18 protein-coding genes are annotated in these 24,535 nt (G+C 71.3%); 4 read left to right on the top strand and 14 right to left on the bottom strand.

Going from position 1 to position 24,535, the window contains the following annotated elements:
* Position 1 precedes the first annotated feature (1 nt).
* The 3 genes from ACIF9R_RS05175 to ACIF9R_RS05165 all read right to left on the bottom strand — a co-directional run bounded on the left by ACIF9R_RS05175 (position 2) and on the right by ACIF9R_RS05165 (position 4,469).
* On the bottom strand, positions 2-1,330 hold the full coding sequence (locus tag ACIF9R_RS05175) for an ABC transporter substrate-binding protein (RefSeq protein ID WP_399974945.1): 1,329 nt from the start codon (positions 1,328-1,330) through the stop codon (positions 2-4).
* 53 nt (positions 1,331-1,383) lie between these two features.
* Positions 1,384-3,006, bottom strand: a complete 1,623-nt coding sequence (locus tag ACIF9R_RS05170; protein WP_399974551.1) for an alpha-amylase family glycosyl hydrolase — start codon at positions 3,004-3,006, stop codon at positions 1,384-1,386.
* Positions 3,007-3,197: 191 nt separating this feature from the next.
* A complete protein-coding gene (locus tag ACIF9R_RS05165; protein WP_399974548.1) occupies positions 3,198-4,469 on the bottom strand; it encodes an ABC transporter substrate-binding protein in 1,272 nt (423 codons plus the stop codon).
* Between the two features lie 131 nt (positions 4,470-4,600).
* Between ACIF9R_RS05165 and ACIF9R_RS05160 the strand changes: the two genes are divergently transcribed.
* From ACIF9R_RS05160 to ACIF9R_RS05150, 3 genes are read left to right on the top strand one after another with little or no spacing between them, the layout of a single operon-like run.
* Positions 4,601-5,116, top strand: coding sequence for a PadR family transcriptional regulator (locus ACIF9R_RS05160; protein ID WP_399974546.1), 516 nt, complete (start codon positions 4,601-4,603; stop codon positions 5,114-5,116).
* On the top strand, positions 5,113-5,865 hold the full coding sequence (locus tag ACIF9R_RS05155) for an ABC transporter ATP-binding protein (protein WP_399974544.1): 753 nt from the start codon (positions 5,113-5,115) through the stop codon (positions 5,863-5,865). The genes ACIF9R_RS05160 and ACIF9R_RS05155 overlap by 4 nt, the downstream gene beginning before the upstream one ends.
* A 40-nt stretch (positions 5,866-5,905) precedes the next feature.
* Complete coding sequence (locus ACIF9R_RS05150) at positions 5,906-8,188, top strand: ABC transporter permease (protein ID WP_399974541.1); 2,283 nt, start codon at positions 5,906-5,908, stop codon at positions 8,186-8,188.
* A 214-nt stretch (positions 8,189-8,402) separates the two neighbouring features.
* Here the strand turns inward: ACIF9R_RS05150 and pgi are convergent, their stop codons facing one another.
* From pgi to uvrC, 11 genes are all read right to left on the bottom strand, one after another.
* Positions 8,403-10,055 carry a glucose-6-phosphate isomerase gene (pgi, locus tag ACIF9R_RS05145; protein ID WP_399974539.1) on the bottom strand — a complete coding sequence of 551 codons (1,653 nt, stop codon included), beginning with the start codon at positions 10,053-10,055 and terminating at the stop codon, positions 8,403-8,405.
* A 162-nt stretch (positions 10,056-10,217) separates the two neighbouring features.
* A complete protein-coding gene (locus ACIF9R_RS05140) occupies positions 10,218-10,553 on the bottom strand; it encodes an RNA polymerase-binding protein RbpA (protein ID WP_399974537.1) in 336 nt (111 codons plus the stop codon).
* 208 nt (positions 10,554-10,761) lie between these two features.
* Positions 10,762-10,992 carry a preprotein translocase subunit SecG gene (secG, locus tag ACIF9R_RS05135; protein ID WP_037938704.1) on the bottom strand — a complete coding sequence of 77 codons (231 nt, stop codon included), beginning with the start codon at positions 10,990-10,992 and terminating at the stop codon, positions 10,762-10,764.
* A 101-nt stretch (positions 10,993-11,093) separates the two neighbouring features.
* Complete coding sequence (gene tpiA, locus ACIF9R_RS05130) at positions 11,094-11,849, bottom strand: triose-phosphate isomerase (RefSeq protein ID WP_399974942.1); 756 nt, start codon at positions 11,847-11,849, stop codon at positions 11,094-11,096.
* Positions 11,850-11,892: 43 nt separating this feature from the next.
* Positions 11,893-13,104 carry a phosphoglycerate kinase gene (locus ACIF9R_RS05125; protein WP_399974534.1) on the bottom strand — a complete coding sequence of 404 codons (1,212 nt, stop codon included), beginning with the start codon at positions 13,102-13,104 and terminating at the stop codon, positions 11,893-11,895.
* Between the two features lie 163 nt (positions 13,105-13,267).
* The gene (gene gap / locus ACIF9R_RS05120) at positions 13,268-14,275 is read right to left on the bottom strand and encodes a type I glyceraldehyde-3-phosphate dehydrogenase (protein WP_399974531.1); all 1,008 of its coding nucleotides are present in this window, start codon (positions 14,273-14,275) and stop codon (positions 13,268-13,270) included.
* Positions 14,276-14,499: 224 nt separating this feature from the next.
* Positions 14,500-17,454 carry a M14 family zinc carboxypeptidase gene (locus ACIF9R_RS05115; RefSeq protein WP_399974529.1) on the bottom strand — a complete coding sequence of 985 codons (2,955 nt, stop codon included), beginning with the start codon at positions 17,452-17,454 and terminating at the stop codon, positions 14,500-14,502.
* Between the two features lie 258 nt (positions 17,455-17,712).
* Positions 17,713-18,702, bottom strand: a complete 990-nt coding sequence (gene whiA / locus ACIF9R_RS05110) for a DNA-binding protein WhiA (RefSeq protein ID WP_399974526.1) — start codon at positions 18,700-18,702, stop codon at positions 17,713-17,715.
* The gene (gene yvcK, locus ACIF9R_RS05105) at positions 18,693-19,760 is read right to left on the bottom strand and encodes a uridine diphosphate-N-acetylglucosamine-binding protein YvcK (RefSeq protein WP_399974523.1); all 1,068 of its coding nucleotides are present in this window, start codon (positions 19,758-19,760) and stop codon (positions 18,693-18,695) included. The genes whiA and yvcK overlap by 10 nt, the downstream gene beginning before the upstream one ends.
* A complete protein-coding gene (gene rapZ, locus ACIF9R_RS05100; RefSeq protein WP_399974521.1) occupies positions 19,757-20,764 on the bottom strand; it encodes an RNase adapter RapZ in 1,008 nt (335 codons plus the stop codon). Before rapZ ends, yvcK begins: the two co-directional genes overlap by 4 nt.
* Complete coding sequence (gene uvrC / locus ACIF9R_RS05095) at positions 20,761-22,875, bottom strand: excinuclease ABC subunit UvrC (RefSeq protein WP_399974519.1); 2,115 nt, start codon at positions 22,873-22,875, stop codon at positions 20,761-20,763. The genes rapZ and uvrC overlap by 4 nt, the downstream gene beginning before the upstream one ends.
* Before the next feature lie 710 nt (positions 22,876-23,585).
* Between uvrC and ACIF9R_RS05090 the strand changes: the two genes are divergently transcribed.
* A complete protein-coding gene (locus tag ACIF9R_RS05090) occupies positions 23,586-24,533 on the top strand; it encodes a hypothetical protein (protein WP_399974516.1) in 948 nt (315 codons plus the stop codon).
* Positions 24,534-24,535 lie beyond the last annotated feature (2 nt).

Here is a 24,535-nt window from a genome sequence, read left to right as displayed (position 1 = left end):
GTCAGTTCCCGTACGCCTTGGCGGCGGCCTTCTCGAGCTCGGCCGCGGTCTTCGCCGGGTCGGCCGGGTCGCGCAGGAAGTCCTGGAGGATCTTCCACTCACCTGCGCCCTTGGTGCCGCCGAAGGCTGCGGGCGCCTGGTCGGACATGTCGAAGCGGACCGAGTCGCCGGCCTCGATCAGGGACTTGGCGGTGGCGCGGGTGACGTCGTCGCCGTAGGAGGAGGGGTCGAGCTTGCTGTTCGGGGAGAGGAAGCCGCCCGCCCCGGCCCACACGGCGGCGGCCTCGGGGGTGGCCAGGTACTCCAGGAGCGCCATGCCGGCCTTGCTGTTCTTGCCGTCCTTCAGGACGACGGCCGCGTCGCCGCCGCTGACCACGGGCGCCTTGCCGTCACCGACCGCCGGGAAGGGGAAGAAGTTGGCGTCGGTGCCGATGGTCCTGCCGAACTGGTCCTTGGCGACGCCGGCGACGAAGTCGCCCTCGTAGACCATGGCGGCCTCGGCCTCGGGGCCGAAGACCTTCTCCACCGAGCCGGGGAAGTCGGTGTTGAGGGCGCCCTTCTGGCCGCCCGCGATCAGCTGCTTGTCCTTGAAGAGCGTGCCGAGGGTGGTGAGCGCCTCGACCACCGTCGGGTCGGTCCACTTGATCTCGTGCGCGGCGAGGGCGTCGTACTTCTCGGGTCCGGCCTGGGAGAGGTAGACGTTCTCGAACCAGTCGGTGAGGGTCCAGCCGTCCTGTCCGGCGACGGAGAAGGCGGCGAGTCCGGAGTCGGAGACGGTTCGTCCGTCCTTCAGCATGGCGTCGAAGGTCTTCGGCGGGGTGACGCCGGCCTGTTCGAGGGCCTCGGGGCTGTACCAGACGGTCGACTTGTGGGCGGCCTTGAAGTAGAGGCCGTACAGGGTGCCGTCGACGCTGCCGTAGTTCCGCCAGACCTCGGCGAAGTTGTCACCGACGGTGGACTCGACCTTCTTGTCCAGCGGCTTGAGCCAGCCCTGCTCCGCGAACTGCTTGAGCACGCCGACCTGCGGGACCATGACGACGTCGGGGGCGTTGCCGCCCTCGATCTTGCTGCCCACGACGGTGGAGACGTTGTCGCCGGTGGAGACGAACTGGGTCTTGGCACCGGTCTTCTCGGTGAAGGCGTCCAGCACCTTCTGGAAGTTCTTCTGCTCGCTGCCGGACCAGACACCGGCCACGGTGACGGTCTGGCCGTCGAGCGACTTGTCGCCGCCGCCGGCCGCGACGGGGTCGCCGCCGCCGCAGGCGGTCGCGCCGAGCGCGAGGACGAGGGCGGTGCATCCGGTGAGCAGGGTGGTACGTCGTCGCATCATCATCGATGTCCCTTCGGGATACGGGAGTTGCACGGGCGTTGCCGGACTTGCTGTCAGGAGCCGTCGATCCACCAGGCGGCGGTGGATCCGGGAAGCACCCCGGGCGGGCAGGGGCCGCTGGCGAGCAGCGGGGTGCCGGGGACCGGAGCGGGTACGGGAGCGGACGTGAAGTTGACGGCGCAGACGAGGTCGTCGGCGCGGGTGAAGGCCAGGACCCCGGGCTGGGTGTCCAGCCAGCGCAGCGTTCCCTCGCCCAGCTGGGGCAGTGCCCCGCGCAGTTGCAGACCGTCGCGGTAGAGGTGCCAGGAGGAGCGGGTGTCGGCGAGGGCGCGATGGGTGGCGTACTCGGCGAAGTACTCCGGCTGCGGCAGCCAGGGTTTGGCGCCCTCGGCGCCCGAGGTGAAGCCGAACGGAGAGGCATGCCCCGACCAGGGCAGCGGCACCCGGCAGCCGTCCCGTATCCGCGCACGGCTGCCGGTGCGGCGGAAGATCGGGTCGGTGAGCACGTCGTCGGGCAGGTCGACGACCTCGGGCAGGCCCAGTTCCTCGCCCTGGTAGATGTACGCGGCTCCGGGCAGCGCCAGCATCAGCAGCGCGGCGGCGCGGGCGCGGACGGCACCGAGGCCGCTGCCCTCGGGGGCGGGCTCGCCGTAGCGGGTGACGGTGCGGACCTGGTCGTGGTTGTTGAGCACCCAGGTGACGGTCGAGCCGGTGCCGGCGATGTCCTCCATGGCCTCGGAGATGACCTTGCGGAAGGCGTCGGCGTTCCAGGGCGCGCCGAGCAGATCGAAGAAGAATGCCTGGTGGAGCTCGTCCGGGCGGACGTACCGGGCGTGCTCGCGGGCGGTGGGCACGGAGACCTCGCCGACCAGGAGGCGTTCGCGGCCGTCGCGGGCGGTGTACTCCTCGCACACGGCGCGCCAGTGCCGCCACACGTCGTGCACCTCGGGCTGGTTCCAGGCCAGCGGGTTGACCGAGTCGCGGGTGCGGGCGTCGGCCTCCGGGTCCGGGGAGTCGGGCAGCTCGGGGTGTTTGAACAGACCGGCGGCGACATCGATACGGAAGCCGTCGACGCCCCGGTCCAGCCAGAAACGGAGGGTGCGGTCGAAGTCGGCGGCGACCTGGGCGTCGCGCCAGTTCCAGTCCGGCTGCTCGGGGGTGAACATGTGCAGGTACCACTGGCCGGGGCTGCCGTCGGGCTCGGTGACACGGGTCCAGGCGGGTCCGCCGAACATGGCGTGCCAGTTGTTGGGCGGCTCGGCGCCGTCCGGTCCGCGGCCCTCCGCGAAGTGGAACCGGGCGCGTTCGGGGCTGCCGGGGGCCGCGGCGAGGGCCGCGCGGAACCAGGGGTGCTCGCTGGAGCAGTGGTTGGGGACGATGTCCAGCAGGACCTTGATGCCGAGCCTGCGGGCGGCGGCCGTCAGCAGGTCGAACTCGGCGAGATCGCCGAAGACCGGGTCGACGTCTCGGTAGTCGGCCACGTCGTAGCCGTGGTCGTGCTGCGGCGAGGGGTAGAAGGGGCTCAGCCAGATCCCGTCCACGCCGAGCTTCTTCAGGTACGGCAGTCCCGCTCTGACTCCGGCGAGATCGCCGATGCCGTCACCGGTGCTGTCCAGAAAGCTGCGGACGTACACCTGGTAGATCACCGCGTCGCGCCACCAGTGGTGCCTGTTCACCCCATCGACCTGTCTGTGAGGACCGTTGTTCGTTATGCATGCATGTTAGGTAGCGGTGTCGAGAGGGTGTCAATGAAGTTGCGTAAGCTACCGAGCGGTTGGGGCGAACGAACCGGGACATACTCACGCAGATCGCGCACAGTTGAGACGTCCGCGTTACTTAACAAGTAACTAGGAGGGCCGGAATCGGCCTACCGCGAGGAGACCGCGGCGAGCTCGCCCGCCAGTCGGCGCACCGCGGCCTCGGGCGTCTGCCGCCCGGTCATCGCGTCGTGCACCACCGCCTGCACCACCAGGCTCACCTGGTCGTAGTGCGGGCTCTTGGGGCGCGGAGCGGCGGAGCGCACGCTCTCGCGCAGGGTCGGCAGATACGGGAACCGCCGGATCAGCGCCGGATCCTCGTACACGTCGGCCCGTACGGGCGGCAGCGCGCCGCGCGTGAGCACCTGGCGCTGGACGCGCTCGCTGGTGAGGTACGCGATCAGACGCGCGGCGGAGTCGGGGTGCCGGGCATGGCTGCTGACGGCCAGGTTGGAGCCGCCGAGGACGCTGGTGCCCGGGCCGTCCGGTCCCGGCAGCGGTACGGCGCCGACCCTGCCCGCGACCGCGGAGCCGGGGGCGGACGCGGCGACGTAGGCGTAGGGCCAGTTGCGCAGGAAGAGCAGCCGGCCGTTCTGGAAGGCCTGTTTGGACTCCTCCTCCTTGTACGCCAGCGCCTCCTCGGGGATCCAGCCCTCGCGGACACCGCGGGCCAGGAAGCCGATGCCCTCCCTGGCCGCCCGGGAGTTCACGGTGACCCGCTCCCCCTCGTCACCGAGGATGGTGCCGCCCGCCGAGTAGACGGCCTCGGCCGCGTTCACGGTCAGCCCCTCGTAGGGGAGGAACTGGCCCGCATAGCCGTCGAGACCGTACGCCGGGGCGAGGGTCTTCGCGGCCCGTTCCAGCTCGGCCCAGGTGCGCGGCGGCGGGACGCCCGCCGCGGCGAGGACGTCCTTGCGGTACAGGAGCAGCCCGGCGTTGGTGACGTACGGGACGGCGTACAGCCGGTCGCCGTAGGTCGCCGTGGCCACGACCGGGGGCAGGAAGGTGCCGAGCGGGAAGCGGTCGCGGGGCAGCGGGCGTATCCAGCCCGCCGCGGCGAACTCCGAGGTCCAGCTGACGTCGATGTTGAGCACGTCGAACCGGCCGCGCTCACCGCCGCGCAGGTCCGTGATCATCTGCGCGCGGGTCTCGTCGGCGGAGTCGGGCAGTTCGACGAGGGTGACCCGCTCCCCGGGGTGGGTGCGGTTCCAGCCGTCGAGCACCGAACCGAGGTAGCCGGTGAGATCACCGGCGGTGGCCAGGGTGAGCGGTCCGCGACCGCCCCCGCCGGCCTCGTCGGCCCGCGCGCCGGAGGCGACGTAACCGGTCAGGACGACGACCAGGACGAGAAGGCCCCTACCCGCGGCATGGATCCACCGCATAGGTTCCTCCCTGTACACCCGGCCCCCGGACACCATCGTCCGGGATTCAGAGGCCATGTATACCTGTTAGGTATGCGCGATACTAGGTCCCGCGGCACATTATCCGGCAACGCGCGAGGAGGAGAGCACGAGTGCGGCTTGCCCTCCTGGCGCTGCTCGCCCGCGGCCCCGCCCACGGCTACGAGCTGAAGCAGGACCTTGAGCAACTGCTGGGCGCCGCGTACCCTCAGCCGAACGTCGGCCAGATCTACGTCACCCTCGGCCGCCTCGAGAAGACCGGACTGATCGAGGGCGAGGACGTCGCGCAGTCGAGCCGGCCCAACAAGAAGGTCTACCACCTCACCGACGCCGGGCGGGAGGCGCTGCGCGCCTGGTACGAGGAGACGGCGGACGAGCCGCGGGTGCGGGACGAGTTCTTCATGAAACTGGCTCTGGCCCCGCAGACCGGTCTCGCCGACCAGATCACCCTGATCAACAGGCAGCGGCGACAGTACCTGAACACCATGCGGCAGCTGTCGAAGCTGGCCGCCGCCGAGGACCGGAACAACCGCATCTCCCACCTGCTGATCGAGGGCGCCATGCTGCATCTGCAGGCCGACCTCGACTGGCTGGAGCGGTGCCAGGAAGAGCTGGAGGAACTTCAGTGAGCGAGAGCACCGCTGAAGTGCTGCGCGCCGAGGGCCTGGTCAAGACGCACCACGGCGAGGGCGCCCCGGCGCAGGCCGTGCGCGGGGTCGATCTGCGGGTGACCCGGGGCGAGTTCGTGGCGATCACCGGCCCGTCCGGCGCCGGCAAGTCGACGCTGCTGCATCTGCTCGGCGGGCTCCAGCGGCCGGACTCCGGCAGCCTCTGGCTGGACGGTGAGCGCACCGACGGCTACAGCGAGGCCCGCTGGGCCGTGGAGCGGCGCCGGCGCATCGGGATCGTCTTCCAGTTCTTCAACCTCGTCTCCGATCTGTCGGTCGCCGACAACGTGGAGCTGCCCGCCCTGCTCGCCGGGGTGCCACCGAGGAAGGCCCGCGCCGGGCGGGAGGAACTCCTCGCCGAGCTGGGTCTCGAAGGCAAGGAACGGAGCATGCCGGGCGAGCTGTCCGGCGGTGAGCAGCAGCGGGTCGCGCTGGCCCGGGCGCTGGTCAACCATCCGCCGCTGCTGCTGGCCGACGAGCCCGCGGGCAGCCTGGACAGCAAGGGCACCCGCGAGGTGATGCGGCTGCTGTCCCGCTTCCACCGGCGCGGCCAGACCATCCTGCTGGTCACGCACGACGCCCGGCTGGCGAGCGCCGCGGACCGGGTGATCAGCTTCTTCGACGGCCGGATCGTCGACGACGCGGAGCTCGGCGACGGCACACCGCCGCGCCGGGCCGGGACCTCGGGTGTGCTGGAGCTCAGGGACTGACATGCGCCGCCACGACCGTCCTTCGAGGGGCTGACCGCCGGTGCGAGCCACTCTGCGCTGGGCGCACTCCGATCTGCGGACGCACCGCGGTGAGGCGCTGTTCCTGGTCCTCGCCACCGCGGGCATCGTCGCGTCCCTGCTGCTGGCCGCGGCCCTGTTCGGATACGCCACGAACCCCTGGCAGCGGGTCTTCACCCAGGCGCACGGCGCCCACGTCACGCTGCACACCACCGCCTCCGCCGACGCCGGGAGGCTGGCCGGTCTGGACGGTGTGGAATCCGTCGCCGGCCCCTACCCGACGGCCTCGCTCACCCTCGCCTCGCAGGGCGGCCGCGCCTCCGTGGAACTGCGCGGCACCTCCACCGAGCCGCGGGTGGGCCGGCCGCTGGTCACCGCCGGGCACTGGCTGGACCCGGCCACCCCGAACGGAGTGGTGCTGGAGAGCCGGCTCGCCCGCGCGCTGCTGACGGCCCCCGGCGACACGCTCACCGTGCCCGGCACCGCGCGAAGGCTGACCGTGGTGGGCATCGCCGAAAGCGCCGAACCGCGCTACCGGCCGGGTGAGCGGACCGGCCTGGTGTGGGCCCTGCCGTCCGCTGTGACGGACCCGGGCGGCCAGGTGGTGGGTCTGCGCCTGACCGACCCGGGCGACACCGGGTACGCGGTGCAGCGGGCGGTGACCGAACTGGGCGCCGGGGCGATCGGCGAGGTGGCCACCTGGCAGCAGGCGCGCGCCGAGGCACAGGGCGACAACCGGCTGCTCGGCCAGGTGCTGGGACTGTTCGGGCTGGGCGCGCTGGTCGCCGCCGGGTTCGCCGTGCACGGGGCGATCGCCACCCGGATCCGGGGGCACCTGCGCGACCTGTCCATCCTCAAGGCGATCGGCTTCACGCCCGGCCAGGTCGTCCGTGTCTTCCTGGTCCAGCACCTGGTCTACGCCCTGCTCGGGGCCGTGGCCGCCGCCGCGCTCACCGAGGCGCTGGGCAGCGCGGTGCCGGGCCGGCTCGGCGACGCGGTCGCCGTGTGGCAGGGGCTCCCCGGGCACACCGTGGCCCTGTTCACGGTGCCGGTCGGGGCCGTGCTGTTCATCGGCGCGACCACCGGCCTCGCCGCCTGGCGGGCGGGCCGGGTGCCGCCGGTGCCGGTACCGCGGCCGGCGGCGTCCCCGGCAGGCCGGCTGAGCGGTGTGGCCCGGCGGGCGCTGGGAGCGCGGGTGCCGCCGGCGCTGGTCCTGGGCTTGCACAAGGCGTTCACCCGCCGGCCGCGCTCGCTGGGCGCGGTGGGCAGGCTGGCCCTGCCGCTGCTGCTGATCGTCGTGGCACTGAGCGCCTGGACCACCATCGACCGCTTCCACAGCAGCCCCGAGCGGATGGGGCTGCCCACCGCGCTCGGGGTCCGCGCGGACGCCTCACTGGGCGACCGGGAGGCACGCGCCCTGCTGGAGCGCGATCCCCAGGTCGCCGCGGCCTACCCGGGCGTCGAGGTGGCCGCACTGGTTCCCGGCCAGACCGCCACCATCGCCCTGCGCGGACTCGGCACCCACCGGGAGCCGTACCCGTTCACGCTGGCCGAGGGCCGTGCCGCGCGGGGGCCGGACGAGGCGGTGGCCGGGCAGGGGCTGCTCGACCTGCTGCATGTCCGGGTGGGCGACTGGGTGCGGATGACCGTCGGCGACCAGCCGCAGATCCTGCACATCGTCGGCCGCAGCATCGAGCCGGAGAACGCCGGCCGGGTCATCTCCACCTCGCTCGACACCCTGCGCGCCAACGACCCGGACCTGCGGCCGAGTCTCTACCAGCTGCGGCTGGAGCCCGGCGCCGACCCGGACGCGGTCGCCGCCCGGCTGGCCTCGGCGGGCCGCGGCCACCTGGACGTGCACACCGTGGCCAATCCGGCGGACGGGCTGTCCCCGCTGCGCGCGGTGGTGCTCGGGCTGATCGTGGTCCTCGCGCTGATCGGGCTGATCGAACTGCTGACGGCCATCGGCGGCACGGTCCGTGAGGGCGAACGCGATCTGCTCGCGCTCAAGGCCGTCGGACTCTCCCCCCGTCAGATCACCGCCGTCACGGTCACGGCCACCGCCGGTACGGCCCTGGCGGCCGTGCTGCTCGCCATGGCCCTGGGACTGCCGCTGGCGCACTGGCTGATCGACGAGCAGGGGAGATCGAGCGGTATCGGCGCCGGGATCGCCCAGGGGCCCTCCCCCGTACTCCTGCTGCTGCTCGGAACGGCCGCGGTGCTGGGCGCGGCCGCCCTCGCCGCCCTCCCGGCCGCACGCGCGGCCCGCCGCCGCCTCGCCGACACCCTGAGCGCGGTCGCCTGAGCCTTTCCGGGGGCGTACGGCCACGTGCTTCTTTCGCCCCCGCCGCCCCTCCCCGTCCCAACCCTGGGGCTCCGCCCCAGACCCCGCTCCTCAAACGCCGGAGGGGCTGACTTCAGCCCCTCCGGCGTTTGAGGAGCGGGGGTCCGGGGGCAGCGCCCCCGGGGACGGGAACGGGAAGGGGCGGCGGGGGCGCACATCGCCGCCCGCCACCCGCTCACCGCCGCCCGCGCAGCTCCCGGTAGGTGGCGACCAGGGCCTTGGTGGAGGCATCCAGCCCCGGAACATCGGCACCCTCGGTGAGCGCCGGCTCGACCCGCTTGGCCAGGACCTTGCCCAGCTCCACCCCCCACTGGTCGAAGGAGTCGATGTTCCAGATCGCGCCCTGGACGAACACCTTGTGCTCGTACAGCGCGACGAGCTGACCGAGCACGGACGGCGTGAGCTCGCGCGCGAGGATCGTGGTGGTGGGGTGGTCGCCCTTGAACGTCTTGTGCGGGACGAGTTCCTCCGGCACCCCTTCGCCGCGCACCTCGTCCGGGGTCTTGCCGAAGGCGAGAGCCTGCGTCTGGGCGAAGAAGTTGGCCATCAACAGGTCGTGCTGTGCCTTGAGTTCGTCGCTCAGCTCGGCAACGGGCTCGGCGAAGCCGATGAAGTCGGCCGGGATCAGCTTCGTCCCCTGGTGGATCAACTGGTAGTAGGCATGCTGCCCGTTGGTCCCCGGGGTTCCCCAGACGACCGGGCCGGTCTGCCAGTCCACCTCGCGTCCGTCCCGGCCGACGTACTTGCCGTTGGACTCCATGTCGAGCTGCTGGAGGTAGGCGGTGAACTTCGACAGGTAGTGCGAGTACGGCAGCACCGCATGCGACTGCGCGTCGTGGAAGTTGCCGTACCAGACGCCCAGCAGACCGAGCAGCAGCGGCACGTTGGACTCGGCGGGGGCGCTGCGGAAGTGCTCGTCGACGACGCGGAATCCGTCGAGCATCTCCCGGAAGCGGTCCGGGCCGATGGCGATCATCAGCGAGAGGCCGATCGCGGAGTCGTAGGAGTAGCGGCCGCCCACCCAGTCCCAGAACTCGAACATGTTCGCCGTGTCGATGCCGAAGTCCGCGACCTTCTCGGCGTTGGTCGACAGGGCGACGAAGTGCTTGGCCACCGCCTCCTCGTCGCCCAGCGCGCCCAGCAGCCAGGTCCGCGCGGAGGTGGCGTTGGTGACCGTCTCGATGGTGGTGAAGGTCTTGGACGCGACGATGAACAGCGTCTCGGCCGGGTCCAGGTCCCGGGTCGCCTCGTGCAGGTCGGCACCGTCCACGTTGGACACGAAGCGGACCACGAGGTCACGGTCGGTCCAGGCGCGCAGCACCTCGTACGCCATGGCGGGGCCCAGGTCGGAGCCGCCGATGCCGATGTTGACGACGTTGCGGATGCGCTTGCCGGTGTGACCGGTCCACTCGCCGGAGCGGACCCGGCCGGCGAAGTCGGCCATCTTGTCGAGGACGGCGTGCACGGCCGGTACGACGTTCTCCCCGTCGACCTCGATCACCGCGTCCGGGGCGGCGCGGAGCGCGGTGTGCAGCACCGCCCGGTCCTCGGTGGTGTTGATCTTCTCGCCGCGGAACATGGCGTCGCGCAGCCCGAACACGTCGGTGGCGGCGGCCAAATCCCGCAGCATCCGCAGGGTCTCGTCGGTGACCAGGTGCTTGGAGTAGTCGACGTACAGGTCACCGACCCGGAGGGTGTACCCGGTGCCGCGGCCGGGGTCGGCGGCGAACAGCTCGCGCAGCCGCACCTCGCCGAGCTCCTCACGGTGCTTGGCCAGTGCGGTCCACTCGGGCGTCTGGTTGAGCCTCGGACGGCCGTCTGCGTTCATCTCGGACTTCTGCCTTCTTCCTTGGGTGTCCCCGCTGTGCCGGCTGTTCCCAACCTAGTTGATCAGCGGCGAAGAAGGCCGGAGGAGTCCGGAGTGCGAACGGCTCCGCCAAGAGGCCGGGGCCCGTCCCGCAGGTCCTGGGTGTGCCCGGCCGGTCAGGCCCTAGATCTCGCCCCGCAGCTTGGCGAGCGCCTCGGCGAGGATCGCCTCGCCGTCCGCGTCACTGCGGCGCTCCCGCACATAGGCGAGGTGGGTCTTGTAGGGCTCGGTGCGCGGCGGGTCCGGGGGGCTGTCGCGGTCCTGCCCGGCCGGAAAGCCGCAGCGGGGGCAGTCCCAGGTATCGGGCACCTGCGCGTCGCTCGCGAAGCTCGGCTGTGTCTCGTGCCCGTTGGAGCACCAGAAGGAGACGCGCAGCCGCGGCGCGGACTCGCCGCGCTCGGCCTCGCCCATCGGCCCCGCCCCGACCCGGCTTCCCCGGATCGCGTTGCCACTTGCCACGGTCGTAACTCCCTGCGTAATGGTGCCGCGAAGCGAGTCGGCCTTCCGCTTCGCCGCGGGCGGCTCAGTCTACGTAAGGCCCAACGCACGTCCAGTGACAGGAGTTACCTTCCCGCATCCAGACGTAGGCCCCATGATAGGCCGCGCTCAGCGGCGCGTACCGAACATGGGGCCTTACGTGGAAATGCGAGCGGAATTCGCCCTCGGGTCAGTTGTTCACCTTCATGGTGATGCCGAGCACGACGATGCACGCGAACCAGAGCAGACCGACCACGACGGTGATCCGGTCGAGGTTGCGCTCGGCGACCGAGGAGCCGCCGACGGAGGACTGCATACCACCACCGAACATGTCGGAGAGGCCGCCGCCCTTCCCCTTGTGCATCAGCACCAGCAGCATCAGCAGCAGGCTGAAGACGATCAGGGCGATGGAGAACCCCATAACCACGGCTGGACCAACTTCCTCGGATTCGGATGGACGACGCGGGGCCCAGCACACTGCTGGACCCCGCAAGGGTACGACGAATCGCCGTTACCGCATACTCACTGGTCGCGGAATCGGACGATCTTGACGAACTCGTCGGCGTCCAGCGACGCGCCGCCCACCAGGGCACCGTCGATGTCGGCCTTCGCCATGATCTCGGCGACGTTGCCGGACTTGACCGAGCCGCCGTACTGGATGCGGACCTGGTCGGCCAGCTCCTGGCTGTAGAGCTCGGCGATCTTTCCGCGGATGGCGGCGCAGACCTCCTGGGCGTCGTCGGCGCCGCAGACCTTGCCGGTGCCGATGGCCCACACCGGCTCGTAGGCGATCACGATCGTCTCGGCCTGCTCGGCCGGGAGGTCCTTCAGACCGCCCTCGACCTGGGCGAGGGTGTGGGCGACGTGGTTGCCCGCCTCGCGGACCTCCAGTTCCTCGCCGACGCAGAGGATGGGGGTGATGCCGTGCTTGTAGGCGGCCTTCACCTTGGCGTTCACGGTCTCGTCGGTCTCGGCGTGGTACTGGCGGCGCTCGGAGTGGCCGACGGCCACGTAGGCGCACTTCAGCTTGGCCAGCATGGGACCGGAGATCTCGCCGGTGTAGGCACCGCCGTCGTGCGCCGAGATGTCCTGGGCGCCGTACTTGATCTTCAGCTTGTCGCCGTCGACCAGCGTCTGCACGGAGCGCAGGTCGGTGAAGGGCGGCAGGACGGCGACCTCGACGGCCTCGTAATCCTTGTCGGCCAGGGCGAAGGCGAGCTTCTGTACGTGGGCGATGGCCTCGAGGTGGTTGAGGTTCATCTTCCAGTTGCCCGCCATCAGCGGCGTGCGGCTGCCTTTTTCCGTTGCGGTCATGTGAGGGTCAGTCCTCCAGTGCGGCGAGGCCGGGGAGCGTCTTGCCCTCGAGGTATTCGAGGGAGGCGCCGCCTCCGGTCGAGATGTGGCCGAATGCCTGCTCGTCGAAGCCCAGGGTACGGACCGCGGCGGCGGAGTCTCCGCCGCCCACCACGGTGAAGCCCGGGGAGTCGATGAGGGCCTGGGCGACCGCCTTGGTGCCCTCGGCGTAGTCGGGGTGCTCGAAGACGCCCATGGGACCGTTCCAGAAGACGGTGCCGGCGTCGGCGAGCTTCGAGGCGTACAGCGTGCGGGTCTTCGGGCCGATGTCCAGGCCCATCCGCCCGGCCGGCATGGCGTCCGCGGCGACGGTGGCCGGGTCGGCCGGCGCCTTGGTCTTCATGTCGGGGAACTCGGCGGCGACCAGTGTGTCCACCGGCAGCACCAGTTCGACGCCGGTCTTCTCGGCGCGCTCCAGGTACTCCCGTACGGCGGGGATCTGGTCCTCCTGCAGCAGGGACGTGCCGATCTCGTGGCCCTGGGCCTTGAGGAAGGTGTACGCCATGCCGCCGCCGATGAGGATGCGGTCGGCCTTGCCGAGCAACTGGTCGATGACGGCGAGCTTGTCGGAGACCTTGGCGCCGCCGAGGGCGACCACGTAGGGCCGCTGGACCTCGTCGGTGAGCTTCTTCAGGACGCCGACCTCGGTGGCGATGAGGTGTCCGGCGTAGTGCGGCAGCCGTGCCGGGAGGTCGAAGACCGAGGCGTGCCTGCGGTGCACCGCGCCGAAGCCGTCGCCCACGTACGCGTCGGCGAGCGCGGCCAGGCTGTCGGCGAAGGCGCCGCGCTCGGCGTCGTCCTTGCTGGTCTCACCGGCGTTGAAGCGCAGGTTCTCGAGGACCGCGACCTGTCCGTCGGTGAGTCCGGCGACGGTGGCGCCGGCCGACTCGCCGACGGTGTCGGTGGCGAAGGCGACGTCGACGCCGAGGAGTTCACCGAGGCGCGCGGCGGCCGGGGCGAGTGAGTAGGCGGGGTCCGGGGCGCCCTTGGGGCGGCCCAGGTGCGAGGCCACGATCACGCGGGCGCCCGCCTCGGCGAGTGCGTTGACGGTGGGCACCACGGCGCGGATCCGGCCGTCGTCGGTGATGGTGGTGCCGTCCAGCGGCACGTTGAGGTCGGCGCGGACGAAGACCCGCCGGCCGGCGACACCTTCGGAGAGGAGTTCGTCGATCGTCTTCATGGGGGCTCCCTGGCTGGGGCTCGTGTTCGGCTGGAGCTCGTGTTCGCTCGTGATCGCTCGTGATCGGAAGAGAGCGGCTGTTCCGATACGTGCGTCAGGGCTCGGCCCGCGCGTTGCCGCACCGGCCGAGCCCTGCACTCATATCAGGCCGTCCGCTCCACGATCAGAGCTGGTTGCCCACGAAGACGGTCAGGTCGACGAGACGGTTGGAGTAGCCCCACTCGTTGTCGTACCAGCCGATGACCTTCACGCTCTTGCCGTCCTGAACCATGGTCAGGGACGAGTCGAAGGTGCAGGACGCCGGGGCGTTGACGATGTCGGAGGAGACGATCGCGTCCTCGGTGTACTCGAGGACGCCCTTCAGCTCGCCCTCGGCGGCCTTCTGGAAGGCGGCGTTGACCTCTTCCGTGGTGACCTCGCGGGAGAGCTCGACGACCAGGTCGGTGACGGAGCCGGTCGGGACCGGGACGCGCATGGCCATGCCGTCCAGCTTGCCCTGGAGCTGCGGCAGCACCAGCGCGGTGGCCTTCGCGGCGCCCGTGGTGGTCGGGATGATGTTCTCGGCGGCGGCACGCGCGCGACGCAGGTCCTTGTGCGGGAAGTCCAGGATCCGCTGGTCGTTGGTGTACGCGTGCACCGTCGTCATCAGGCCCTTGACGATGCCGAAGTTCTCGTCCAGCACCTTCGCCATCGGCGCCACACAGTTGGTGGTGCAGGAGGCGTTGGAGATGACGTGGTGGTTCGCCGGGTCGTACTGGTCGTGGTTGACGCCCATCACGAGGGTGATGTCCTCGTTCTTCGCCGGGGCGGAGATGATGACCTTCTTGGCGCCACCGGTGATGTGCTTCTCGGCGTCTTCCTTCTTGGTGAAGATGCCGGTCGACTCGATGACGATGTCGACGCCCAGCTCGCCCCACGGGATGTCGGCGGGGTTGCGCTCGGAGAGGACCTTGACCGTCTTGTCGCCGACGGTGATGGTGTTCTCGGTGTGCGAGACCTCCTGCTTGAGGCGGCCCAGAATGGTGTCGTACTTCAGCAGGTGTGCCGTGGTCGCCGTGTCACCCAGGTCGTTGACGGCCACGATCTCGATGTCGGCGCCCTGCTCCAGCAACGCGCGGAAGTAGTTGCGACCGATGCGGCCAAACCCGTTGATGCCTACGCGGATCGTCACGAACCGATCTCCTCGTTGGTACGCCGGCTCTGACGCCGGCGAGCTGTATTTGGGATGTCCCCGACCGATGTCGACCCTACCTCTCCGGGGCCCCGGCCGTGACATCGACTTGTCCCGTACCCGGCGGGGCGGCCCGTACCCGCCAGTAGGGTACGGACCGCCCCGCCGGTGGCCCTTTCTCGCCACATGTCGCCCCGGATCGCCGGTCTCCGCCGGCGCCCGTGTCACCCGTCGAGGGCGGCCAGCGCCCTCCTCAGCAGCGCGGCCCGGTCGGCCGGGGACGTCAGGTGTTCCAGGCCGAAGCCCAGCAGCACGGTGTCGTCGGTGGTGACCGCCCCATGGGTCCGGAACAGCGCTCCGGTGCGTGTCCAGTCCTTCAGGACGGCGGGGCTGCCCGCGGGCGGCCCGGACGCCGTCCAGACGCCGAGTGAGGTCTCGAATCCCTCCGTCCCCGCGGCCGTTCCGCCGAGGACCAGGGACGCCTCGTCGGCGAGGACTCCGCGGCCGCCGCTGCCCGGGTCGGTGACGTAGGCGAGGGACACCTCGACCGCCTTGCCGGCATAGGCGCTCAGGTCGAACTCGACCTGCCGCCAGCCGCCGGAGGACCCGGTGAGGCTGTTCCAGGACCCGGTGGTGCCGGTCGCGGAGCAGCCCTCGTCGGACAGCGTCAGGTAGTGCTCCAGCCAGGGGTGCCCGGCCATGTAGAACCCGGCCGCGCACTCGGTCGGAACGGTGGTGCGGGTGGCGCCGCCCGCCTCGGGCAGGGTCGTCCAGTCGTCCGCGCCTGCGGTGTGCGCCTCGACGACGACGTTGTCGTAGCCGGGCTCCGTGTCCCACAGCATCCAGGCGCGCAGGGTGGGCCGCTCGGCCGCGGTGGTGCCGGTGAGGTCGACGGTGCGGGTGAGGCGCTTGTAGGCGTCGTCGGTGTGCACGGCGGCGGCCATGTACGCGCCTGCGTAGGGCCCGTACGGGTTGACCGTGCCGGGGAACTGTCCGGCGCCGGCGCTCGCGAACCGCGGGTACCGCTCGGCGGGCAGTTCATCGGACGTGACGCCGTAGGTGCCGGCCCTGTCCAGCGGGTTGCCTGGCGCGTCGCCGAGCGGGCCGGTGAAGCCGTTCAGCCCTCCGGCGCCGGTGAACCCGGTGACGCCCGGGGTCGAGGTGCGGCTGTAGGCGCCCAGGTAGTACTGGCTGAAGTCGTCGGAGAGCGTGCCGCCGCCCAGGTCGACGCTGCCGCCCGCCTGCTCGCCCGCCTCGATCAGCCGGCCGCCCTCGTTGAGGAAGGCCCGCAGCTGGAGCTGGGTGGCGACGCCCGGGGTGGCCGCACCGGTGTGGTGCACGACCGTGCGGAAGTGGCTCAGCACGCCCAGCGCGTCCGGGGCACCCCGCTCGGCGACGTCCCAGACCGCCGCACGGTGTCCGTCGGCCCTGAGCGCGTCGACGTACGTCCGCGTGTGGGCTGCCTTCGCGCCCTCCTCGGAGACGACGAGGACGTCCGCGCGGGGGCGTTCGGCCACGGTGTAGGTGAAGTGCTCGCTCGCGACCTTGGTTCCCCGGCGGGCCTCGCCGGTGAACCAGACCTCGACCGTGTCGCCTGGCTCGCCGTGCCTCACCTTCGCCCGGTACTCGTCGAAGTAGAGGTTGTCCTCACCGCCGTACCGCTCGCCGCCCCTGAAGCGCCTGAGGTCCACGTCGTGCGTACGGCCGCCGTTGACGCGGTACTTGAGCTCCTTGTCCCGGACGGCCTTGCGGGCGACGACGGAGACCTCCTGACCGGCACCGCGCGCGTACGACGTGGCGAAGGTGGCCGGGGTGAAGTCCGCGGCCTTCAGACCGACCGAGGAGGACGGCCGGTCGGGGTGGGCGGCGGACTCGGCGACGGAGAGCGCGAACGGGATGTTCTTGGCGAACTCCCGCTGGATCAGCCTCTCGTCGTCGGGGAAGTTGAAGCCCGACCGGCAGTCGCGCGCGTTCCACTCGTCGTCGGGGTCGGCGTCGGACACGGTCTGGCAGGTCGACATCTCGGGGGTGAACATCGCCATGCCGTTGACGTTGGCCGCGTGACCGTCGGCCTCACCGTTGGTGGTGTAGAGCTCCGAGGAGAGCTGGGGGTGGTAGCCGGGGATCGCGGAGTTGCCGGGCGTTCCGGCGAGGGCTTTGTAGAGGACGTCGTCGGGGGTGGGGGTGGCCACCTGCCAGCCCACTCCGTAGAGGAGGAGTTCGGCCGCGGAGTGGTAGTTGATGCCGTAGGTGAAGCCGATGCGCTTCTGGAAGGCGTCGATGGCCTTGGTCTCGGGCTCGGAGCCGGGGCTCGCGCCGCGGTAGGTCTGGCTGGTGGGGTTGGGGGACGAACCCTCGTCGTCGTAGCCCCACTTGTAGGCGAAGTTGCGGTTGAGGTCGACGCCGTCGCCGGTGCCGATGACGCCGTCGCCGTTGACGTCCCGCAGGTTCTTGCGCCACAGGCGGTTCGCCTCGTCGGCGAAGGTGTGGTCGTAGCCGTCGGGGTTGGCGGAGAGGACGAACCACAGTTCGGTGGTGTCGACGATCCTCTTGATCCGCCTGTCCGTCCGGTAGGCGTCCAGGTAGTGGTGCATCAGCCGCCGGGTCATCTCCGGGGTGATCCACTCACGCGCGTGCTGGTTGGACATGTAGAGCACGGCCGGCCTGGAGCCGTCCTTGGTCCTGCCGGCCTTCCTGGTGAGCTTCAGGGCGAGGATGTCCTGGCCCCGCACCGTCTTTCCGATGGAGACGACCTTGGTGAGGTCGGGGTGCTCCCGCGCGGTACGGAGGATCTCCTCCTTGAGGCCGCCCTTCGCGCCGTACGGGCGGAACACGCCTTCGGCGGCGTCCTCGACCCGGGTCTCCGCACGCGCGGAGAGCGTGTGCTCGGTGAGGTCGACGCCCTGTTTCTCCAGTTTCCGCGCCTGTCCGTCGGTGAGGTAGACCTCGACGGTGGCGGTGCCCTTGTCGGGCACCCGCTCGCCGAGTTCGTGGCCGTCCTGGCCGGCCGCGAGGAGCAGGGAGACCTGCTTCCGGGTGACGTCGGCACGGAAGACCTTGACGTCCTCGGGGTCGGAGGCCGCGGGGTCCCCGGGCTGTGCCTGGGCGATGGGTGCGAAGCCCGCTCCGCCGATCAGGAGCGTGCCGACAGCGAGGATCGATCTCGCTCTGTGTCTCATGAACCCCCCAGAGAGTGGTCCGCCACAGCGGCGGGAAGATGCCAGGCTCATGACACAACATGATCGAGTCAAGGGTGCCGCCACGACACACGACCCCCGGCGCGGTCACCCAAGTGGGCGACCGTGCCGGGGGTCTGATCACACGTCAGGCAGCTCGGCCACCGTGCGCGTCGGCTGTCACCCGGCGCGGCCACCGTGCGGGTCGGAGGTCACACGAACCGGAGGTCACACGGGGGCGGCCGTCACACGGGGCGGCCGTCAGACGACGAGTTTGTCGTCCAGTTCCTCGCCGATGTTGGCGTCCGTGCCCGGGATGCCGAGGTCGGAGGCGCGCTTGTCGGCCATCGCCAGCAGCCGGCGGATCCGGCCGGCCACGGCGTCCTTGGTGAGCGGCGGGTCGGCGAGCGCGCCCAGTTCCTCCAGGGATGCCTGCTTGTGCTCCATGCGCAGCCGGCCGGCCGCGGCGAGGTGCTCGGGAACGTCGTCGGCGAGGATCTCCAGGGCGCGCTGGACCCGGGCACCGGCCGCGACGGCCGCGCGGGCGGAGCGGCGCAGGTTGGCGTCGTCGAAGTTGGCCAGCCGGTTCGCCGTGGCACGCACCTCGCGGCGCATCCGGCGCTCCTCCCAGGCCAGCACCGACTCGTGGGCGCCGAGCCGGGTGAGCAGCGCCCCGATGCCGTCGCCGTCCCGGACCACCACCCGGTCCACACCGCGGACCTCGCGGGCCTTGGCCGGGATGTGCAGCCGGCGGGCGGCACCGACCAGGGCGAGCGCGGCCTCCGGACCGGGGCAGGTCACCTCCAGGGAGCAGGACCGGCCGGGCTCGGTGAGGGAGCCGTGCGCCAGGAACGCCCCGCGCCAGGCCGCCTCGGCGTCGCAGGTGGCCCCCGAGACCACCTGCGGGGGCAGACCTCGGATCGGGCGGCCCCGGCCGTCCACCAGACCTGTCTGGCGGGCCAGCTGGTCACCGCCCGCGACCACCCGGACGACGTAACGCGAGCCGCGGCGCAGTCCGCCCGGGGCCATCACGATCAGTTCGGAGCTGTGGCCGAAGATCTCCAGGATGTCGCGCTTGAGCCGGCGCGCCGCCATCGCGACGTCCAGCTCCGCCTCGATCACGATGCGCCCGCTGACCAGGTGAAGGCCGCCGGCGAACCGCAGAATGGCGGAGACCTCCGCCTTTCTGCAGCAGGTACGGGTGACGGGGAGCCGGCTGATCTCGTCCTTCACCGCTGCCGTCATCGCCATGGGCCGATCCTTCCATGCATCCGAAAAATACGGTCGTACGCGGCGGCCAACAGTTCCGGGTCGTGCCGGGGGCTTCCGTCGGGCCGGGCCACCGGGGCCAGCTCGACCGCGGCGCCGAACCGCTTGGCGGCCTCGGTCAGCGAATCGCGGTCGGGCACGGCGGCCTCGTCGGCCAGCACCACGTCCAGGGCGAGTTTAGGGGCGTGTCGTCCCAAAACCTCCAAATGACGCTGCGGTGAGAAGCCCTCGGTTTCTCCCGGCTGCGGCGCGAGGTTCAGCGAGAGCACCCGCCGGGCCTTCGTCTCGACGAGGGCGTCCAGCAGTTCGGGCACGAGGAGATGCGGGATGACCGAGGAGAACCAGGAGCCGGGGCCGAGCACCACCCAGTCGGCGTCGAGGACCGCCGCCACCGCCTCGGGGACGGCCGGCGGGTCGTTCGGCACGAGGTGCACGGACTGCACCTCGCCCGGGGTGAGGGCGACGGTGGCCTGTCCGCGGACCGTGTCGACCTCGTCGGGACGCTCCGGGTCATGGCCCCTGACGAGGGCCTGGAGTTCCAGCGGCACGGCGGACATGGGCAGCACGCGCCCGTGGGCGCCGAGCAGCAGACCCACCAGGTCCAGCGCCTGGACGTGGTCGCCGAGCTGCTCCCACAGGGCGACGATCAGCAGATTGCCCACCGCGTGCTCGTGCAGATCGCCCTGGGACTGGAAGCGGTGCTGGATGACGCGGGCCCAGGTCTGGCCCCAGTCGTCGTCCCCGCACAGTGCGGCCAGGGCCTTGCGCAGGTCCCCCGGGGGCAGCACGCCCAGTTCGTCACGCAGACGTCCGCTGGAGCCGCCGTCGTCGGCGACGGTGACGACGGCGGTGAGGTCACCGGTGATCCGGCGCAGGGCGGCGAGCGAGGCGGACAGGCCCATGCCGCCGCCGAGCGCCACGACCTTGGGCTGGGCACCCCTGCGGCGCGGCCGGGCGCCACGGCTCTCGACCGGGCGGCCGGCGCGGCCCTCGGGGACCGCTCTGCGCAGCCGGCTCAGCCGCGGAGTACGTCGTGTCATTCCCGTCCCATGTCCCGGTGGACGACCACCGTCTCCACACCCTCGGCGACGAGCCGGGCGGCGAGCTTCTCCGACATGGCGACCGAGCGGTGCTTGCCACCCGTGCAGCCCACAGCGATGGTCACATAGCGCTTGCCCTCACGGCGGTAGCCCGCTGCGATCAGCCGCAGCATCTCGGCGTACCGGTCGAGGAACTCCTTGGCGCCCGGCTGGTTGAAGACGTACGACGCCACCTCCTCGTTGAGGCCGGTGAACTGGCGCAGCTCCGGAACCCAGTGCGGGTTGGGCAGGAACCGCATGTCGACGACCAGGTCGGCGTCGACCGGGAGGCCGTACTTGAAGCCGAAGGACATGACGGTGGCCCGCAGCTCGGGCTCCTCGTCGCCGGCGAACTGGGCGTCCATCTTGGCCCGCAGTTCGTGCACGTTCAGGCTGGAGGTGTCGATCACCAGGTCGGCGTCGCCGCGCAGCTCGCGCAGCAGCTCCCGCTCGGCGGCGATGCCGTCGACGATACGGCCGTCGCCCTGGAGGGGGTGCGGGCGGCGCACGGACTCGAAGCGGCGCACCAGGGCGTCGTCGGAGGACTCGAGGAAGACGGTCCGCCGGGTGACGCCGCGCCCGTCGAGGTCGGCGAGGGACTCGCGCAGATTGTCGAAGAAGCGCCGGCCGCGGACGTCGACGACGACCGCGATCCGCGCCACGTTGCCCTGGGAGCGCGCGCCGAGCTCCACCATGGTGGTGATCAGCGCGGGCGGCAGGTTGTCCACGACGAACCAGCCCAGGTCCTCCAGACACTTCGCCGCGGTCGAGCGGCCGGCCCCGGACATGCCGGAGATGATCACCAGTTCGGGGATGCCCGCCTCGGGCGTCCCGTCCTGTTCCTTGCCCGTTTCCACCTGTGCTCCGTTGTTCCGGCGGGCGCTCCCGCTGGTCTCGGTCCCGCCAGTGTGCTGCCTCGCCCCGTCCTGCTCCGCCGCGGGCCGCCCTGTCTCGTGCTCGGTCATCGTTCCTGCCCCCGTCCTTCGTCCGGGGCGCCCGTGGGCACGGGCTCCCCGGGAGAACCCGTCGCCTGCCCGGGTTCTTCCGTGTCATCCATGATCTCGCCCGTCGCCGTGTTCACCGCGGGGGCGGCGGGTTCCGCCCGAGCGAGGGTCCCGGCGATCGTCTCGGCCGTCTTGCGGCCTATACCCGGCACCTCGCAGATCTGGTCGATTGTCGCCGATCTCAGCTTCTTCAACGAACCGAAGTGCTTGAGCAGCGCCTGTTTGCGGGTATCGCCGAGACCGGGCACCTCGTCCAGCGGGCTGGAGCGGAAGCGTTTGGCACGCTTGGTGCGCTGATAGGTGATCGCGAAGCGGTGCGCCTCGTCACGCACCCGCTGAAGCAGATAGAGGCCCTCGCTGCTGCGGGGCAGCACCACCGGGTCGTCGTCGCCCGGCAGCCAGACCTCCTCCAGCCGCTTGGCGAGACCGCACACGGCGATGTCGTCGATGCCCAGTTCGTCCAGCGCCCGCCGGGCCGCCGCGACCTGCGGGGCGCCGCCGTCGACCACGACGAGCTGCGGAGGGTAGGCGAAGCGCCTGGGGCGGCCGTCGTCCTCGGTGAGCGTGTGCGCGGGCGGTTCGGCGAGGCCTCCCTCCGGTGCCGCGGTGCCGGGATCCTCACCGTCGGTCCACTCCCCCGTCCGCTCCTTCTCCGCGAGGTAGCGCCGGAAGCGGCGGGTGATCACCTCGTGCATGGAGCGGACGTCGTCCTGCCCCTCGCCGTGCCAGAGCCGCGTGTCGCCGGCACGGCCCTTGATCTGGAAGCGGCGGTACTCGCTCTTGCGGGCCAGCCCGTCCTCGAAGACGACCATGGAGGCCACCACGTCGTCGCCCTGGAGATGCGAGATGTCGTAGCACTCGATCCTCAGCGGGGCGCTGTCCAGGTCCAGGGCCTCGGTGATCTCCTCCAGCGCGCGCGAGCGCGTGGTCAGATCGGAGGCGCGCTTGGTCTTGTGCAGCACGAGTGCCTGCTGCGCGTTGCGCTCCACGGTCTCCATCAGGGCCTTCTTGTCCCCGCGCTGGGGGATGCGCAGGGACACCTGGGACCCGCGCCGCCCGGTGAGCCACTGCTGGACCGGCTCCACCGGGTCCGGCAGGGCGGGGACCAGGACCTCCCGGGGGACCGCGTCGCCCGTCTCCTCGCCGTAGAGCTGCTGCAGGGCGTGCTCGACCAGGGCGCCGGTGGTGATCTCCTCGACCTTGTCGGTGACCCAGCCGCGCTGGCCGCGCACGCGTCCGCCACGCACGTGGAAGATCTGGACGGCCGCCTCCAGCTCGTCCTCGGCGACCGCGATCAGGTCGGCGTCGGTCGCGTCGGCGAGCACGACCGCGTTCTTCTCCATGGCCTTCTTCAGGGCCCCTATGTCGTCGCGCAGGCGCGCCGCCCGCTCGTACTCCATCTCCTCGGCCGCCTCGGCCATCCGCCGCTCCAGACGCCGGAGGTAGGCGCCCGTGCGGCCGGCCATGAAGTCGCAGAACTCCTCGGCCAGTTCGCGGTGGTCCTCGGCGGAGACCCGGTCCACGCAGGGCGCGGAACACTTGTCGATGTAGCCGAGCAGACACGGCCGGCCGGTGCGGGCCGCGTTCTTGAACACGCCCGCCGAGCAGGTGCGCACCGGGAAGACGCGCAGCATCAGGTCCACCGTGTCCCGGATCGCCCACGCGTGCGCGTACGGGCCGAAGTAGCGGACGCCCTTCTTCTTGTGACCCCGCATCACCTGCACGCGCGGGAACTCCTCGTTCATCGTCACCGCGAGGTACGGGTAGCTCTTGTCGTCGCGGTACTTGACGTTGAACCGGGGGTCGTACTCCTTGATCCAGGAGTACTCCAGCTGGAGCGCCTCGACCTCGGTGGACACCACCGTCCACTCCACGGACGCGGCCGTGGTCACCATGGAGCGCGTACGGGGGTGGAGCCCGGACAGGTCCTGGAAGTAGTTCGCCAGGCGCTGGCGCAGGCTTTTCGCCTTTCCGACGTAGATCACCCTGCGGTGCTCGTCGCGGAACCGGTAGACCCCCGGTGAGTCGGGGATCTCACCCGGTTTGGGGCGGTAGCTGGAGGGGTCGGCCATGTCTCACACCCTACTTGCGGGGACCGACAGGGCGGCGGGGCTGTGGGCGGCCGGGAGCCCGGTGCGGTGCGGAGGGGTTACGCCGGGTGGGAAGCGGGAAGGTGGGGGGTCCGTCCCTCGGGCGATCGGCTTACGGCCACACGGGCGGGCAGGACGGTCAGGGCGGTCACGAGTCGGAGGGCTGGTCGGATGCGACAGACGCGGATCGAGAAACCACGACGACCGGCCCGGTCCCGCCGGTACGCGGACGAGACGTCCGCGCTCCTCGAGTCCCTCGACCCTCGCGATCCGGACATCGTGCGCGCGAAGCGCCTGCGATCGCGCCTTCAGGACCGGGACGGAGCACACGGCTCCTAGAGCGGCTGCCGGACCGGTTCCGGAACGGTTACGGACCCGTCCGGACCTGCACCGGACCGGCACCGGACCTGCTCCTGGACCGATTTCCGGACCGGACGAACAGCACATCGCGGCACTTTTCCGGGGGTCGCACCGCCCGACGGCCGGTGCGACCCCCGGGCAGGTGTGCGCCGGTGTTGGGCCTCAGGTGTTGTCGGGACTTGGTCAACACGCTTCAATGCGGTGGAACTCGGGGCCCTGAACGGCGGCGTACGGATGTGAAGGTTCCGTCACGCCGACGGGGGGCGGGCTCCGGGATGCCCCGCGCGAACGGTCTGACCAGCCGTTGTGGACATTCACAGAAAGGCCCCTGCATGCCGCACGCCACACAGCACGCGGACGCCGCCACCGCGGAACTGGACTCGGCCCTGCGTGGCGGCCCGTTCCACGTCGCCCTGCGCGCCGCGATAGCCGCGCGGGGACTGCCGCTGCAGCGGGTGCAGCACCATCTGTCGCGCCATGGCGTGAAGGTGGGCGTCACCAGCCTGAGCTACTGGCAGCAGGGCGCCCGTCGTCCGCAGCGTCCGGAGTCGCTGCGTGCCGTACGGGCACTGGAGGAGATCCTGCGACTGCCGGAGGAGTCCCTGATCCGGCTGCTCGCCGAGTCGGACGAACGAGCGGCGGACCGCCGCTCCCCCGGCCGTTCCTACCGCTCCCTCGTGGAGGCCTCGGGCGCCTTGGAACGCCTGCTGGCCGACTTCGGCATGCCGCGCGACGGAGGGCTGCACACCGTGGGACACCACGAACGGGTCCGGATCGGAGCGCACCGGGAGCTGGCGGAGTGCGAGTCGCACCACATCGTGCGCGCGCACCGGGACGGCGTGGACCGCTACGTGGCCGTCCACCACGGCGACCCCGGCTCGGCACCGGAGCGGATGACCGTGCACGCCATGGAGAACTGCCGTACCGGACGCGTCCGCCGGCACCACGACTCCGGGGTGCTCGCCGTCGAACTGCTCTTCGACACCCGGCTGCGGGCAGGCGACACGTTCCTCTTCCGCTACGCCGTCGAGGACGGCACGGCCGGCGTCTCGCGCGAGTACGTGCGCGGGGCGGACTCCCCCGGCGGCCAGTACGCGCTCCAGGTGCGCTTCGACTCCGGGGCGCTCCCGGTGAGCTGCCACCGCTTCACCCAGCAGTCGGCGGCGGCACCGCGCGGAGGGCGTCAGGAGCTGCCGCTCAGGGGGCGGCACCAGTCGGTGCACCTCGTGGAACCGCGCGTGCGGACGGGTTACGTGGGGATCGCCTGGGACTGGGACTGACT

It is taken from the genome of Streptomyces sp. NPDC086080, from assembly GCF_044540255.1.
GTDB lineage: Bacteria > Actinomycetota > Actinomycetes > Streptomycetales > Streptomycetaceae > Streptomyces.
This window is presented reverse-complemented; position numbering and strand designations above follow the sequence as displayed.

Excerpts from the sequence above, each read along its gene's own strand:
- ACIF9R_RS05175 (WP_399974945.1), bottom strand. The coding sequence starts at position 1,330 with ATGATGCGACGACGTACCACCCTGCTCACCGGATGCACCGCCCTCGTC.
- ACIF9R_RS05165 (WP_399974548.1), bottom strand. The coding sequence starts at position 4,469 with ATGCGGTGGATCCATGCCGCGGGTAGGGGCCTTCTCGTCCTGGTCGTC.
- pgi (WP_399974539.1), bottom strand. The coding sequence starts at position 10,055 with ATGAACGCAGACGGCCGTCCGAGGCTCAACCAGACGCCCGAGTGGACC.
- secG (WP_037938704.1), bottom strand. The coding sequence starts at position 10,992 with ATGGGGTTCTCCATCGCCCTGATCGTCTTCAGCCTGCTGCTGATGCTG.
- tpiA (WP_399974942.1), bottom strand. The coding sequence starts at position 11,849 with ATGGCGGGCAACTGGAAGATGAACCTCAACCACCTCGAGGCCATCGCC.
- ACIF9R_RS05125 (WP_399974534.1), bottom strand. The coding sequence starts at position 13,104 with ATGAAGACGATCGACGAACTCCTCTCCGAAGGTGTCGCCGGCCGGCGG.
- ACIF9R_RS05115 (WP_399974529.1), bottom strand. The coding sequence starts at position 17,454 with ATGAGACACAGAGCGAGATCGATCCTCGCTGTCGGCACGCTCCTGATC.
- whiA (WP_399974526.1), bottom strand. The coding sequence starts at position 18,702 with ATGGCGATGACGGCAGCGGTGAAGGACGAGATCAGCCGGCTCCCCGTC.
- yvcK (WP_399974523.1), bottom strand. The coding sequence starts at position 19,760 with ATGACACGACGTACTCCGCGGCTGAGCCGGCTGCGCAGAGCGGTCCCC.
- rapZ (WP_399974521.1), bottom strand. The coding sequence starts at position 20,764 with ATGACCGAGCACGAGACAGGGCGGCCCGCGGCGGAGCAGGACGGGGCG.
- uvrC (WP_399974519.1), bottom strand. The coding sequence starts at position 22,875 with ATGGCCGACCCCTCCAGCTACCGCCCCAAACCGGGTGAGATCCCCGAC.
- ACIF9R_RS05090 (WP_399974516.1), top strand. The coding sequence starts at position 23,586 with ATGCCGCACGCCACACAGCACGCGGACGCCGCCACCGCGGAACTGGAC.